At 43.1% G+C, this 13,583-nt stretch carries 14 protein-coding genes; 9 read left to right on the forward strand and 5 right to left on the reverse strand.

Translation table 11 applies throughout. The features are described from left to right. Positions 1 to 28: 28 nt before the first annotated feature. Positions 29 to 787: a MerR family transcriptional regulator gene (locus tag QNI29_RS04025; RefSeq protein ID WP_231418598.1), complete on the reverse strand. Its 759-nt coding sequence runs from the start codon at positions 785 to 787 to the stop codon at positions 29 to 31. Between the two features lie 93 nt (positions 788 to 880). On the opposite strand from QNI29_RS04025, the gene QNI29_RS04030 reads away from it, so the two are divergent. The 3 genes from QNI29_RS04030 (at position 881) to QNI29_RS04040 (ending at position 2,763) form a co-directional block, all read left to right on the forward strand. After that, complete coding sequence (locus QNI29_RS04030) at positions 881 to 1,576, forward strand: CPBP family intramembrane glutamic endopeptidase (RefSeq protein WP_231418599.1); 696 nt, start codon at positions 881 to 883, stop codon at positions 1,574 to 1,576. A 60-nt stretch (positions 1,577 to 1,636) separates the two neighbouring features. After that, positions 1,637 to 2,110, forward strand: coding sequence for a hypothetical protein (locus QNI29_RS04035; RefSeq protein ID WP_231418600.1), 474 nt, complete (start codon positions 1,637 to 1,639; stop codon positions 2,108 to 2,110). 98 nt (positions 2,111 to 2,208) lie between these two features. Beyond that, a complete protein-coding gene (locus tag QNI29_RS04040) occupies positions 2,209 to 2,763 on the forward strand; it encodes a nitroreductase family protein (protein ID WP_231418601.1) in 555 nt (184 codons plus the stop codon). 58 nt (positions 2,764 to 2,821) lie between these two features. Here QNI29_RS04040 and QNI29_RS04045 read toward each other — a convergent pair whose 3' ends face one another. From QNI29_RS04045 to QNI29_RS04055, 3 genes are read right to left on the reverse strand one after another with little or no spacing between them, the layout of a single operon-like run. Beyond that, positions 2,822 to 3,604, reverse strand: a complete 783-nt coding sequence (locus QNI29_RS04045; RefSeq protein WP_231418602.1) for an AAA family ATPase — start codon at positions 3,602 to 3,604, stop codon at positions 2,822 to 2,824. A 15-nt stretch (positions 3,605 to 3,619) separates the two neighbouring features. After that, the gene (locus tag QNI29_RS04050; RefSeq protein WP_231418603.1) at positions 3,620 to 4,279 is read right to left on the reverse strand and encodes a CPBP family intramembrane glutamic endopeptidase; all 660 of its coding nucleotides are present in this window, start codon (positions 4,277 to 4,279) and stop codon (positions 3,620 to 3,622) included. Between the two features lie 47 nt (positions 4,280 to 4,326). Next, entirely contained in the window at positions 4,327 to 4,932 is a 606-nt protein-coding gene (locus QNI29_RS04055; protein ID WP_231418604.1) for a hypothetical protein, read from the reverse strand. A gap of 54 nt (positions 4,933 to 4,986) precedes the next feature. On the opposite strand from QNI29_RS04055, the gene QNI29_RS04060 reads away from it, so the two are divergent. The 6 genes from QNI29_RS04060 to QNI29_RS04085 all read left to right on the forward strand — a co-directional run bounded on the left by QNI29_RS04060 (position 4,987) and on the right by QNI29_RS04085 (position 13,218). Further along, positions 4,987 to 5,745, forward strand: a complete 759-nt coding sequence (locus QNI29_RS04060) for a C39 family peptidase (RefSeq protein WP_231418605.1) — start codon at positions 4,987 to 4,989, stop codon at positions 5,743 to 5,745. Between the two features lie 267 nt (positions 5,746 to 6,012). Next, positions 6,013 to 7,317: a glycoside hydrolase family 68 protein gene (locus QNI29_RS04065; protein ID WP_231418606.1), complete on the forward strand. Its 1,305-nt coding sequence runs from the start codon at positions 6,013 to 6,015 to the stop codon at positions 7,315 to 7,317. A gap of 118 nt (positions 7,318 to 7,435) precedes the next feature. Then, positions 7,436 to 8,746: a glycoside hydrolase family 68 protein gene (locus QNI29_RS04070; RefSeq protein ID WP_231418607.1), complete on the forward strand. Its 1,311-nt coding sequence runs from the start codon at positions 7,436 to 7,438 to the stop codon at positions 8,744 to 8,746. An 831-nt stretch (positions 8,747 to 9,577) separates the two neighbouring features. Further along, positions 9,578 to 10,480 (forward strand): D-amino-acid transaminase, encoded by a 903-nt coding sequence (dat, locus tag QNI29_RS04075; RefSeq protein WP_231418608.1) that lies wholly within the window; start codon positions 9,578 to 9,580, stop codon positions 10,478 to 10,480. A gap of 139 nt (positions 10,481 to 10,619) precedes the next feature. Continuing rightward, entirely contained in the window at positions 10,620 to 11,321 is a 702-nt protein-coding gene (locus QNI29_RS04080) for a TspO-related membrane protein (protein WP_231418609.1), read from the forward strand. Positions 11,322 to 11,484: 163 nt separating this feature from the next. Then, positions 11,485 to 13,218: a methyl-accepting chemotaxis protein gene (locus QNI29_RS04085; RefSeq protein WP_231418610.1), complete on the forward strand. Its 1,734-nt coding sequence runs from the start codon at positions 11,485 to 11,487 to the stop codon at positions 13,216 to 13,218. A 51-nt stretch (positions 13,219 to 13,269) separates the two neighbouring features. Here QNI29_RS04085 and QNI29_RS04090 read toward each other — a convergent pair whose 3' ends face one another. Next, positions 13,270 to 13,551 carry a cell division protein FtsK gene (locus QNI29_RS04090; RefSeq protein ID WP_231418611.1) on the reverse strand — a complete coding sequence of 94 codons (282 nt, stop codon included), beginning with the start codon at positions 13,549 to 13,551 and terminating at the stop codon, positions 13,270 to 13,272. Positions 13,552 to 13,583: the final 32 nt, after the last annotated feature.

The following is a 13,583-nucleotide window of genomic DNA, read 5'->3' on the forward strand; positions in this document are numbered from 1 at the left end:
GCTTTTGCGTGGTTTTTGGTAGGAAGAGTCACTGGCTATTCGTTTCATAATAGGTGATAGCGGCTTCAAGAAAGGATAGAACGTCCGGGTGAACAGGGTACAAGTTTAGGGAAGAGGAGATGGTTTGGGATTTACGGGCTTCAAAGAATTTATGGGCTAACTGCTCATCTCCATTAAATGTTTCTTCTGAGAGGAGCAAGGTATCCTGTGCGATTAATTGGCCTGATTTGGATTGAGGGGATTTCTGCTCATCCAGGCAGATCTCGATTCGTTTGATGAGATTGATCCACTTTGTTGTGTCAGGAGAGTCGCTATTCATTTTAGGGAGTTGGTCATTGAGGGAGTCTTGTTCTTCCTCGGTGAATAATTGGTCCATCCATTCTTTTTTTTGTTCTTCTTGCATGGCTTGATGTTCTTTGGAGAAGAGGGGGAGCAGATGATTCCATTGGACTTCTCCTTCTAATTCTAAAGTGTTCCACAGCTCATTGGTAAATTGAAGGGATTGCTGAAGGTGCTCGATCTCTGATTGAAGTTGCTTGTGATGTATGGCAAGGGTTTTCTTGATCGTCATGTGTTGAAGAATGTTCTGAATATCACTAAGCGATATCGAAGCTGTTCTTAAAAGGAGAACCTTCTCAAGCTCGACGATATCCTCTTTTGTGTAATAACGTTTTCCGTTATCTTCTTTACGTGTCGGTGGGACCAGGTCAATTTGATCGTAATAGCGAAGGGTGCGAAGAGAGACGTTCAGTTTCTTGCTCACCTCTCCCGTTGAAAAATACTCCATAAATTCATTCCTCCTAAAAAAAGTGCTTGCACGTTACGTAACGTAACCCTCTACCATTAAAAGTAACATATACATAAAATGGAGGGGTATGAATTGAACGAATTCTTTCGTGAACCTGTAAAGTGGACGTATCGTGAACTGATCCAAGCATTGGTCCTTACGTTTGTTATGGTGCCTATATTCATTGAGGGGGTATTGAAAAGTGCGCTCTATCAATGGTTTGGGAATGAGCTCTATGCTGGTACGCTGACCGGTTTGGTTATGGCCATTGTATTTTTGGGAGGCGTTTATTATATAGCTTTACGTCCATTTGGATATCAGTGGAGGGACGTAGGGGTTCGAAGGTTCTCGGTGAACTATTGGAAATGGATCGTGATGTGGACCATTGTTTATATCATAGCTAGTATTCTTTTACTTATTTTAATGGACTTTTTTCAAGTGGGAGTAGCTAATAAGAAGTCTGAATCACTGAAAGAGAATGTCACCTGGCTTACCTTTCTGACGGGGTTTTTATCTGCTGCTGTCATTTCGCCCGTTTATGAAGAAATCTTTTACAGAGGGTTTCTGTACAAGTGGTTTCGATTGAAATGGGGAGTGGGAGCAGGTCTTGTCTTGAGTTCAGTTATCTTTATGCTTGTCCATATTCCTACTTATAACACTCTTCCTGTCACTTTTATTGGTGGGCTCTTGTTTGCTTGGGCGTATGAGAAGTCTGGATCGGTTGTTCCATCTATGATCATTCATGGAACCTTTAATGGAATCGCTGTGATTGTTACGGCATTCGCCTAATGCTTTGAAACTTTTAACTGAATAATACGACTGATGAGGAAAGAAAGGAGGGGAGGAAAGGTGAAAGAACTGATCTTTTTACTAGCATGTTTATTGATGGCCGGGCTCGTTGGATGTGCTGATCGAAATGAAGAAGGACAATCAAGTGGAACATCTACCCCTGACCTCGAACCGCCCCGTTTAACTGTTGAGGTTGAGGAGAAAGAGATCCGTGCTGTAAGAGGGAGTTATAGCTGGAGTGCGGAAGGAAAGGGCGTGGATGCTTCTGGCGCGCCGCCTGAAGAATTGCTAAGAGAGCAGACGGGCGAAAGGGTACAGGAGAAAGCCCCTGTCGAGTTTCAGTTTAGCCAAGAGCCGACCTCATTTGAAGTGAACGAACGAAAAACGAGCGGGGAATCTGTCCCAGTAGAGCTTCCACTGAACGTTCCGGAACAGGGAACTGCTATAACGTATGAGGTGATTGCTGAATTTGGAGATGGGACTGTTACATATGGGTTTAAACTGCAGCCTATAGATGAGAAAGGATCGAACTAGTTTATAATTGATAACGGTTATCATTGACCTGGAACGAGAAGCGTGTATAATAAAGGATAGATGAGAACGTTTTTCAATTAAGCTAGGGAGAGGTTACTATGGAACTAAGAGAAGCCATTACAACTAGAAGGTCTGTTCGCTCTTTTACGAAAGAGGAAGTAGAGGTTTCTACAATAGAAGAGTTATTGCAATTAGCCCTTTACGCACCAAATCATAAAATGACACAGCCATGGCGTTTCGTCTTATTGGATCGTCAGGATCAGGTTCCGTTGCAACATCTGATTAAGAGTAAAAAGGCTCTTAAGAAAGGAAAACCCGTTCCGGAAAAGGAGCCTATTGCAGAAGATGCACCGTCCCATATGCTGGCTGTTGTGATCAATGTCGACGAGAAAGAAAAAGTTTACCGGGATGACTTCGGAGCTGTCTCAAGTTTAATTCAGAACTTCTCCTTACTTCTGTGGGAGAAAGGAATTGGCGTTGTTTGGAAAACACCTGGATTCATGAAGGATCAAGAAATGATCGATCTTCTGGGTGTAGGGGAGAACGAAGAATTAGTAGGACTCCTCCACATCGGTTATCCTGCTGTTGTTCCGAAGATGAAAGAACGAGAGCCACTCCAGTCCAAGATCAGTTTTGGTTTACCGAATAAATAAGACTAGAAACTAAAGAAGGCTACCCCGTTAAAGAGCGTGGTAGCCTTTTTTTATATAATTACAAATGGCGCAGGTAACGTTCTGGTTGCTCGAGAAAGTCTTTGGTTAATTTAACATGCTCACTATCCTCAAATGCGATCTTTTTGAGACTACCTTCTTCAATTTGATAGATGTCAGCGTCAGGCAGGGCCATGAGGATCGGTGAATGGGTGGCGATGATAAATTGGGCATCTTTTTTCACCATGTCTTTAATCATTGAGATCAGGGATAGTTGTTTTAATGGTGACAGCGGGGCCTCTGGCTCATCTAATATGTAGACACCACCTGGTTTGAACCTGGCTTGAAAGAGGTCGAGAAAGCTTTCTCCGTGGGACCGAACCTCTAGGCCATCTCCGTACAACTGTTTAAGCTCATGGACAGTACGGGCGTAAGGAAGAGCTTCTAAAGAATGAGGGTCTTTTTCTTTAATATCACGAAGCTTTTCTTGTGACTCTTCTCTTGCTTCTGCTATTCGCGTGGTAAATGAAATGAAGTCTTCTGCACGGAAGAAGAGGCCTTTCTTCGTTCGGACTTTCCACGTAACGTTTAACGCATCTCCTAATGGCCTGACAGGATCAAGGGAAGGTTCGTAATCAATGGATTCCCCACCAATTAGAATACTTCCTGCATTTGTCGCCAGCGCTTCTAAGAAGGTGGATTTACCTGTTCCGTTCTCCCCAACAAGAATGGTGATGGGTTTGCTGAACGTGAGGTGGTCAAATGACTGAATGAAAGGGAGGGTAAAAGGAAACTCATTTTTCCTATCTTTCCTTGGAAGTTCCACAGACTTTATTTGAGTCATACGCTCACTCCTTTTTTATCGAATGAAGAAGAAATAGACGCAAACAATTCCTATATCAGCCAGCGAGTGGCTGACCATGGTTCCGATCATTGTGTTGTACTTGTGCCTCATCCAACCCCAGAATAACCCTGCGACGAAAACAGGGATGACAAAGAGTACGTTTACAGGCCATTCAAAGATCGGTACGAGAGAAAGGAGATGGTAAAGAGAATAGAAAAACGCCGTAATGAAAATAGCTCGTCGAAGCCCTTTTCGCTCCACAATCTTCGTATGCATATACCCACGCCAATACGTTTCCTCAAGTATAGGGTTGATGATAACAAGGACGAGGACCATTATGATAATACCCTTTCCTGTAATTCCCCACTCTTCTAGAAGCGGTATCGCTTTCTCTTTATTAATAATCAAATCATGAAGAACGGCCACGCCGCCTAAGATGGAAACAAAAGCGATTACGCCACTAATGAGGCCGAGCTTTATGGAGTGGTGCGGCTTATGGAAGCAAATCCAGTTAAGCGTTTCACGCCATGTCTTTCGTTGTATGATCAGTCCATCAATCAACGGAACGAGACATAACCAACTATAAAAAAGCCAAAAGGTGAGAGGGACGCTACTAAAGACTTGTAACCCAATAAAAATCATCACCGAAGGCCCGTAATACAAAATAAACCGCATCCTATTCCCTCCAATCCTACGCTTTTAGTATAACAAAAAATTCCATTTTACTTATATGAATAAAAAACCGGGGCCCTCACTAATCGCTTGTATTCTTTCTGTTTTCTCAGTTCATCTCGACTATTGATAAATAACATATAGAAGGCCTCCCACATAAAAATCCAGCTCCCAACCGTTATGCTTTCAAGAAGGAAATGCTGAAACAAAGCAAGGCCTGTTGCGTTTCTTAAATAAAAGGAACCGAGTATAAATAAGCTTGAAATCAGGATAAACAAAAAGGCCTGACGCCGCTTAGAGGCGAGCTGTTTTTGCTCGACAAAGAGTAAGTATTCGTAATAATTATGAATGCCCTCAAGAATCGTTTCTTCTTTCTCGTGATCAGGCTCTTCCTTAGATAAATGGAAACGAAGCCCCACGTTTCGGTTTAAATCGATGTCCTGTGAACAGTCTGAGATAAAGGACTTCAGACTGCTATCGAGGTCTCTGACGTTGTATAAAGAGGAATCCCAGTTATTAAAGATATCATCGTATTCTTTCAGCTTAATTTCAATAAGAAAATCGCCGGTTTCTTTGTCGACGGTGTAGAACTGGTCCAGGTAATGTTTCTTTTTTCGCATCGCCTTATCTCCCTCTTGCGTGATTTCCTTCTTCATATTTTGGTTCAAAATCGGTCACAATAACCTTTGATTCTTGAAGAAGGTGAAAGAATGAAGAAATTGTTCATATTGGTTTTTATCGGTCTGTTCATCTCTTGCATGTCTCAGATGGGGAATGTGAAGGGGGCATCTCCATCTAATGCAACCAAAGCGATTCCTGATGCCTATCGAATGAATATCCCAGTTATCAGGCAGATGCCGGAACTCCCTAGGGGATGCGAAGTGACGAGTCTTGCGATGCTCCTTCAGGCTAAAGGGATACGTGTAACGAAAATGGACCTTGCAAAAGAAGTAAAAAAGAACCCTACCCCTTATGAAGTAAAAGGCGGGAAGGTCTACTTTGGTGACCCAAATGAGGGATTCGTGGGAGATATGTACTCGTACAAAAACCCAGGCTTAGGAGTTTATCATAAACCGATCCATGAACTGGCGGTTTCTTACGTGGGGGACCGAGCCATTGATTTAACAGGAGAATCGTTTGATCAAATCCTTCATGAAGTAGCGGAAGGAAACCCGGTATGGGTCATTCAGAATTCCCATTTTAATACCCTTCCACCTAAACAGTGGGTGACGTGGCATACCTCAAGTGGGTCTATTCGAGTAACATACCGTGAGCATTCCGTCGTTATTACGGGTTATGATGAGTTATATATATACGTAAATGACCCTTTAACAGGCGAACAGAACCGGCGCTTGCTCCGCTCTTCTTTTGAGAAAGGGTGGAAACAAATGGGGGCCCAGGCCATAACCGTAATTGATGGGAATCCAGAAGTGTTGCAGTTTTGGTTAGCGTCTTTTGGAGTTCGATAGATGGTACACACTCTGTCCTTAGCGATGGGGTGTTTTTTGTTGTGTGTATAAACTTGTGTATTCATTGAACAGAAAGACTTAGGTTTGAAAATTTACTAATAAAAAAACGCTTCTCAATAACGAGTTTGAGGGAGAAAAAGGATAATCATCATGAACTATTTACCACTGCATAAATGAGGTAATACGATCAGTTTCTGGCTGTGGAAGAAAAGGTAAGTGAGAGAGTGTGAGGGAATCCTCATATCAAAATTTTTAAGGAGGAGAGAAATGAAGAACTTTTTATCAATCTTGAAACGTAAAGCAGTGGTGACCACCGCCCTTACTGCAACATTGGTAGCGGGCTCATTATCTACTACGGTCCAGGCTGAGGTGGACGAAGATACGTCCTTGTGGTCCTGGGAACAGGCAGACAAAATTGAGCGTACAAAGGACAACACGGCGCCTCAAATCTCTGAAGAGGAAATTCAGGATATTGCGCCAGATCTTTATGTATGGGATACATGGCCACTGCGTAATCGCGATGGAAGTGTGGCACGTGTAAATGGGTATAAGGTGATCTTTTCCTTAACAGCCGAGAAGGAAGGCGTGACACCAAGCGAACGTCATGGTATTGCGAAAATTCGTTATTTCTACTCCAAAGACGGTAAGAGCTGGGAGCTAGGCGGCCTTGCTTATGACCCTGAAGAAGCGCTCGGATCTCGTCAGTGGGCCGGTTCAGCTATGATGGATGATGGTAAGGTTAATTTATTCTACACAGCAACAGGTCGTAAATCGAACGAAACGAAAACATATGAGCAGCGATTAGCACGAGTAACCGCTGATATTGAAGCAGATAAAGATGGTGTTGAACTGACAAGTAATGGAGACCACGAAATCTTACTTGAAGCAGACGGTGAACACTATCAAACTTTGGAACAGTCTGAAGGAAAAGGGATTATTTATTCCTTCCGTGACCCTTGGTTCTTCCAAGATCCAAAGTCAGGTGAAGAATACTTAGTATTTGAAGGAAACTCCGCTGGTACGGCCTCAGAACAGACGTGTCAACCAGAAAACATCGGAAGTAAATCCTTCCAAAAGAAACATGATGCGCCAGAAGATGCAGCGCTTTATAACGGTGCAGTAGGTATTGCTAAGAAAGGCGAGGACCTTTCTGATTGGAATTTACAAGAGCCGATCTTAGAAGCGGATTGTGTGAACCAACAGTTAGAGCGCCCGCACTTTATGGTGAAAGGGAACCAATATTACCTATTCACAATTACCCATAAGTTTACCTTTGCTCCACAAGTATCTGGTCCAGATGGCTTGTATGGTTTCACAAGCAAATCACTCCACGGAGATTATGAGCCATTAAACGACTCTGGTCTTGTAATTGCAAACCCAGAGAATGATCCATTACAAGCATACTCTTGGGTTGTTCTTCCGCATGGTGAAGTATCAAGCTTTGTGAACAAGTATAAAACTGAAGACGGAGAACAGAAATTTGGCGGCACACTAGCTCCAACACTTAAACTCTCTGTTCATAAAGACGAAACCAAAATCGTTAACGAATCCAAATTCCCTAAAATTAAATAATTTCTTCTATCGCACAGATTTTGGTGATGTGAAGCAGTAAAGGGGGACAGGTACACGGTAGTGCTTTCATGCATAAAAGCGTACCTGTCCTTTTATTAAAGAAGAGGAGTTGAAAAATGTGAAAAAGGTGTTGATGGCTTCGGTTTTGGCTATAACAAGTGTGCTTCCGGCAACGATGTTACATGCAGAACCAAAGAGTGAAAGTCCTGCAACTTGGTCTCATCAAGAGGCAAGTCAGATTGAACGTGACGCGAGCAATACGGCGCCGCTGATTGAGAAGGAAGAAATTGAACAAATGGCGCCGAACCATTGGGTATGGGACACATGGCCGCTGAGAAATAAAGATGGTTCGGTTGCTAAAGTGAATGGGTACAAAGTGATCTTTGCATTAACGGCCCCTGATGACGTGCTTCCTGGTAAGAGGCATGATATTGCTACAATCCGTTATTTCTACTCAAAAAATGGCAAGGACTGGGAAATGGGTGGTGAAGCCTTTGACCCAGCAGAAGCATATGGATCCAGGCAATGGGCTGGTTCAGCGATGGTTGAGAACGGAAACATTCACTTATTCTACACAGCCACAGGTCGTAAAGGTGAAGAAGGGTTAACGTATGAACAGCGTTTAGCTCTTGCAAACGGTAAAATGAACGTATCGAAAAAGGGCATCTCGTTCTCTGATTGGTCCCATGATATTATTTTAGAACCTCAAGGGGAGTATTATCAGACAGAAGAGCAGTCTGAAGGAGGTATCTTGTACTCGTTCCGTGACCCATGGTACTTTGAGGACCCTAAAACAGGAGAAGAATACATTACCTTTGAAGGGAATTCTGCAGGAGATGCGAGCGACCAAACATGTCAGCCCCGTAACATAGGAGATAAAGAGTATCAGTCCTCAACTGAAGTCTCTGAGGTAGCATCCGATTATAATGGAAATGTTGGTTTGGCGAAATTAGACAGCGAGGACTACACAAGTTGGGAGATCATGCCTCCTGTCCTTGAAGCGGACTGTGTGAACCAACAGTTAGAGCGCCCTCACTTTGTGATGAAGGGAAATCAATATTATCTGTTTGTGGATAGTCATAAGTTTACCTTCACTCCCGGTATTGAAGGACCAGATGGATTATATGGCTTTACAGCAGATTCCTTATATGGAGACTACCAACCGTTAAACGGGAGTGGTCTTGTGGTCGCTAATCCAGAAGACAACCCGTTCCAAGCTTATTCTTGGATCGTTCTTCCGAATGGAAATGTCATTAGCTTCGTTAACTATATAGACCTAGGAGATGTAAGCTTAAAAGAAGTTGGAGCCCAACCGGTTGACTTCCAATATGACCATTTCGGTGGAACCCTCGCGCCTACATTGAAACTGTCCATTCATAAGAATAAGACCCGGATTGTGAATGAGCTTCAATATGGGAAAGTGAATTAACATTTTATAAGTGAAGGAACCACGAAGCTTCGGCTTCGTGGTTTTTTTGGTGGGGGTGGTGTGGATCAAGAGGCGGTGGAGCGGGGCGACGGCCCAAGAAGAGGGAGGACGGCTCAAGATGCAGGGCAGCGGCTCAAGCTTAAGCTTAACGGCTGAAGAGAAACAGAGAATGGCTCAAAAAAATGAAATAACGGCTCAAGAGGTTAAAATAACGGCTCGAGTTAAGAGATAATGGCCTAAGTGGGGGGAGAGTGACTTAAGTAGAGGTTTAATGGCTTAAGTCAGGTAGAAAGTGACTCAGGTTGAGGACGACGGCTCAAGATGCAGGGCAGTGGCTCAAGCTGATGCTTAACGGCTCAAGAGCAACAGGAAATGGCTCATAAAAATGAAATAACGGCTCAGTAGGTTAAAATAACGGCTCGTGTTAAGAGAAAATGGCCCAAGTGGGGGGAGAGTGACTTAAGTAGAGGTTTAATGGCTTAAGTGAGGTAGAAAGTGACGCAGGTTGAGGACGCCGGCTCAAGATGCAGAGCAGCGGCTCAAGCTTAAGCTTAACGGCTCAAGTTGTGAAATAACGGCTCGAGTTAGCGAGAAAGCAACTCAAGATCAGAGCGCCTCCTCAAACGCCCCCCCCCTCTCCCTTCGCCACTTTTCTAGCCCCTAAAATTCATAAGCATTCAAACATTACAGAAGCCTAACAATTAAAGCATAACTATACACAATGTTGCGACAATTTGATACACTATATCGAACCGGAAATTTATTAGAGGGACAGGTCGGTTTCGTCATGTCCCGTTAGATACGCAACTTAACGAGATGAGGTGGTTCAAGATGAGTATAAAGCCATACATGTTAACGGATCAGGGATTTGTGAATCAAGATGAGCTTCGTTATCCCTTTGAAGAAAGAGGTCTGCAGTTTGGGGATGGAGTTTATGAAGTCATTCGGATATACAGTGGTCAGTATTACTTAATTAAAGAGCACGTAGAGCGATTGTTCCGTTCAGCAGAGGCGATTAAGATTAAAATGCCTTTCTCGAAAGAAGAGACATATGAGAAATTAAATGAATTGCTTGAGAAGAATAGTGTCGATGGTGATGCGAAAGTATATTTACAACTAACACGAGGCTCGGCTCCACGTGATCATGCTTTTCCAAAAGATGTACCAGCGAATTTATATGCGTATGTTCAGGATCTGCCAAGAAAAATGGAGGCGCTGCAAGAAGGGGTTTCTACCATTACGCAGCCGGACGTGCGCTGGGATTATTGCTATATTAAAAGTTTAAATCTACTACCTAACGTCTTGGCTAAGCAAGAAGCGACTGAAAAAGGTGCATTTGAAGCGATTCTGCATCGAAATAAAAAGGTTACAGAAGGTAGTTCTTCAAACGTGTATCTCGTAAAAGATGGGATTGTCTATACGCACCCGGCTACGGAGAATATTTTACACGGGTGTGTACGCATGAGAGTAGAAGCCTTATCAAGACAGCTTGGCTTTCCGTTTATTCAGGCAGCCTTTAGCTTAGAAGATATTGCAGAGGCAGATGAGTTGTTTATTTCAAGCAGTACGGCTGAGATCATGCCCGTTGTGAAAGTGGATGATGTGACAGTAGGATCGGGTAACCCTGGCCCTGTCACTCAAAGACTACAACAAGCGTATGAAAAAGATGCAAATATTCCTCAATCTAAATCAATCTTTCCAGAGGCAGCGCAAGAGCGACCTGTGTCAGGATAACAAAAAGGATGACTCCTAACCATAGGAGTCATCCTTTTTCTATCTTTATGGAGAGAAAACATGGATGCTCCACTCCTTCCATACATACAATGTACTAGTTGTCCATTTTGTGCATCTTACTAAGAGGGAGAGGGTCATCATGAATGCAATTGTGCTTAAGTTGTTTAACCTGGCTAGTTTTGTGTATTTGATTGTGGCATCTGTTTTCATTGCGGATTTCATGGGCGGGATGACGGAAGAGGTTTATGTGATGCCGGCACCGTATGCGTTTTCCATTTGGATTCTGATTTACGTATTGCTCTTATGGTTTATCGTTAAATCGTTTTTTGCTGATGAGGAGTTAGACAGGGTTGTAAAGGGGATCGGTTTATGGTTTCCGATTAGTATGATCTTATCGGGGACATCAGTTGTGGTAGGGACCACGCCATCGGTTTTGTTTATTGCTTTATCCCTTCTGACACTTTGTGTGGTGTATACGATTATCCAGGGGTTAGGTTTATCATCTCCGTTGTACCGGATCCCTTTTTCCATCTATTTAGGGTGGACGTCCATTGCGACAATCGTTTCGGCCTTTGTTGCTATTAAGGGGAATGGGATAGAAGAGATTCTTTCCATTGGGGAGCTAGGCTGGGCTGTTATTATGCTGACGGCCGGGGGGCTTATTGCTCTAGCTTTTCATTTTCTGCAGAAAGATTATCTATTCCCGCTCGTTTTTGTGTGGGGCTACATCGCGATTTATCTGTATCAGGATAGTGCGGTGATTAAGTTTATAACGGGTGGTTTTGCGCTTTTAATTGTCGTTATGTTGGGTTTAGATTGGTTAAAGAAGAAGAGGAAATAGACAATATCAAACCTGTTCTCAATGAGAATGGGTTTTTCTATGCTTCATTAACATATTTACATCATAAAATTTAGTGCTTTACTTCACTTAAGGGTGATCTATACCGATATTACTATTATTGCAAATAGAGATAGTAAAAATAGATTACAGGGGAGAAATTGAGATGAGAAAGTCCATACGAGCTAAGTTGGTAGGGGTCACCTTATTGTTGCTTTGCATTCCGAGTTTGATTATTGGCATAGTAGGATACGTTGATTCCAAAGAAAGCATGAATGAGTTAGGAAAGACGACCTTGAAAAATGGGGTGGAAATGGCCATTCAGACCATGAATGCCCTGCAGGAAGGCGTGGAGTCAGGAGATTTAAGTGAATCAGCAGCCAAAGAGAAAATGAAAGAGTTGCTGATTGGGGAGAAACAAAAGGATGGGGCACGTGCCATTGAAAGTCCGGTTGATCTTGGGGAGAACGGCTACTTTATGGTTTATAGTCCTGAAGGAGACGAGATTGCTCATCCCTCATTAGAAGGAGAGAATGTGTGGGATGCTGAGGATGAAGATGGGAATCTGCTCGTCCAAGAGCAAATCGATGTCGCTCAAAATGGGGGCGGGTTCACGACTTATAGTTGGGAATTCCCTAATAGCGACAAGGTTGGGGATAAGATTACATACAATCAGCTTGAACCTGATTGGGGGTGGGTCGTTGCCGCCTCTACTTATGAGAAAGATTTTAATGAAGCTTCAGATCAATTGCTGTATATTCTTCTCGTTACATTAGGGATTTCTTTACTGATCGGAGGCGTTATCATCGTTCTTCTCTCTGCTCACTTGGCGAAGCCGCTAAAACAATTAACAAGTCAAGTTGAAGAAGTGGCAAAAGGAAATTTAGCTGGAGAAACAATTGTCTTTAACCGCAAAGATGAAATTGGTCAGTTAGGAAATGGGATTAATCAAATGGTCGACAACTTGCGCTCCTTAATTGGAGCTGTTCACCAGTCAGCCGCTACGATTAATGCGACTTCCCAGAACTTGAGTGCTGTGTCAGAAGAGACGAATGCCTCAGGAGAGGAAATCTCTAAAGCGGTCTCTGAAATCTCCGGTGGTGCTGGGCAACAGGCTTCTGATTTGGAGAGCACGCTTCATATGACGAATCAGTTAATGGAGCAAATTCAGACGGTTTACAACCAAAGTGCTTTCATACTCGAAAGTTCTAATGGTGCCCAGGAAGCCAATGGAAAAGGTGTGAAAAGTGTAGAGGTCCTTCAAGAGAAATCAAAACAAACGAATGAACTCATTTCAGGCGTTCAAGTCGTTATGGGAGATCTTACGAATCATGTTAAAGAGATTGAGTCTGTTCTGGGTAGTATTAGCGCTATATCTGAGCAAACCAATCTTCTTGCATTAAATGCATCGATTGAAGCGGCTCGTGCAGGAGAACACGGGAAAGGATTTGCTGTCGTAGCTGAAGAAGTCAGGAAGCTTGCCGAGCAGAGCTCAGAGGCTACTCAGGAAGTACGTGCGACGATTTCTATGATTGTTCAGCAGACACAGCAGGCGAATGAATCAATGGATCAGGCTACTCAAGTAGTGGAGGATCAGAATATGGCCGTAACGAATACAAATGATGCGTTTTACTACATTCAAGAATCTGTCGAGAGCATAACGAAGTCGATTCATGGTGTTTCTAAAGATATGGATGAACTTATTCAATCGAAAGACACGCTCTATAATGCAGTTGAGAGTGTAACAGCCATCACTGAAGAGACAGCTGCTTCAACAGAGCAAGTGAACTCTTCTGTGGATGAACAACAGAAGGCGATTGGTATGGTGGCTTCTTCTGCTACAGAATTGAGCGAAGCGACACAAGCTCTCCAGGAAGAAGTGGATCAATTCCATTTATAAAGTGCCGAAAGCATACAAAAACGCTTAGAACATTCTAAGCGTTTTTCTTTGTCAACTAAGCGTAGGGGTATATTGAACAAGATAAAGGATGATTCCGATCATGCTTAACGTAATGCCAACAAAGAATGGCCAGGGGTTATCATGTTTTCTCCGGTCAAATGTTCGAAATGTAATGATGCTATATAGAAATGCCGCAATAGGGATTGAGATATAAAAGGAGCCAAATGCAAATCCGAGGCCTCCGAAAAACATTGCCAGAATGCCAAGGTGATTTTGCTTTGGAATGCTATTTAAGTATTCTTGTTCCTCCGGAGTAAGATCTTCTTCCATCATAGGTTTTCTGGGCCTATAAAGCACATTCAACG

Source organism: Pontibacillus chungwhensis (assembly GCF_030166655.1).
GTDB lineage: Bacteria > Bacillota > Bacilli > Bacillales > BH030062 > Pontibacillus.

Excerpts from the sequence above, each read along its gene's own strand:
- QNI29_RS04025 (WP_231418598.1), bottom strand. The coding sequence starts at position 787 with ATGGAGTATTTTTCAACGGGAGAGGTGAGCAAGAAACTGAACGTCTCT.
- QNI29_RS04040 (WP_231418601.1), top strand. The coding sequence starts at position 2,209 with ATGGAACTAAGAGAAGCCATTACAACTAGAAGGTCTGTTCGCTCTTTT.
- QNI29_RS04045 (WP_231418602.1), bottom strand. The coding sequence starts at position 3,604 with ATGACTCAAATAAAGTCTGTGGAACTTCCAAGGAAAGATAGGAAAAAT.
- QNI29_RS04050 (WP_231418603.1), bottom strand. The coding sequence starts at position 4,279 with ATGCGGTTTATTTTGTATTACGGGCCTTCGGTGATGATTTTTATTGGG.
- QNI29_RS04055 (WP_231418604.1), bottom strand. The coding sequence starts at position 4,932 with ATGAAGAAGGAAATCACGCAAGAGGGAGATAAGGCGATGCGAAAAAAG.
- QNI29_RS04060 (WP_231418605.1), top strand. The coding sequence starts at position 4,987 with ATGAAGAAATTGTTCATATTGGTTTTTATCGGTCTGTTCATCTCTTGC.
- QNI29_RS04065 (WP_231418606.1), top strand. The coding sequence starts at position 6,013 with ATGAAGAACTTTTTATCAATCTTGAAACGTAAAGCAGTGGTGACCACC.
- dat (WP_231418608.1), top strand. The coding sequence starts at position 9,578 with ATGAGTATAAAGCCATACATGTTAACGGATCAGGGATTTGTGAATCAA.
- QNI29_RS04080 (WP_231418609.1), top strand. The coding sequence starts at position 10,620 with ATGAATGCAATTGTGCTTAAGTTGTTTAACCTGGCTAGTTTTGTGTAT.
- QNI29_RS04085 (WP_231418610.1), top strand. The coding sequence starts at position 11,485 with ATGAGAAAGTCCATACGAGCTAAGTTGGTAGGGGTCACCTTATTGTTG.
- QNI29_RS04090 (WP_231418611.1), bottom strand. The coding sequence starts at position 13,551 with ATGATGGAAGAAGATCTTACTCCGGAGGAACAAGAATACTTAAATAGC.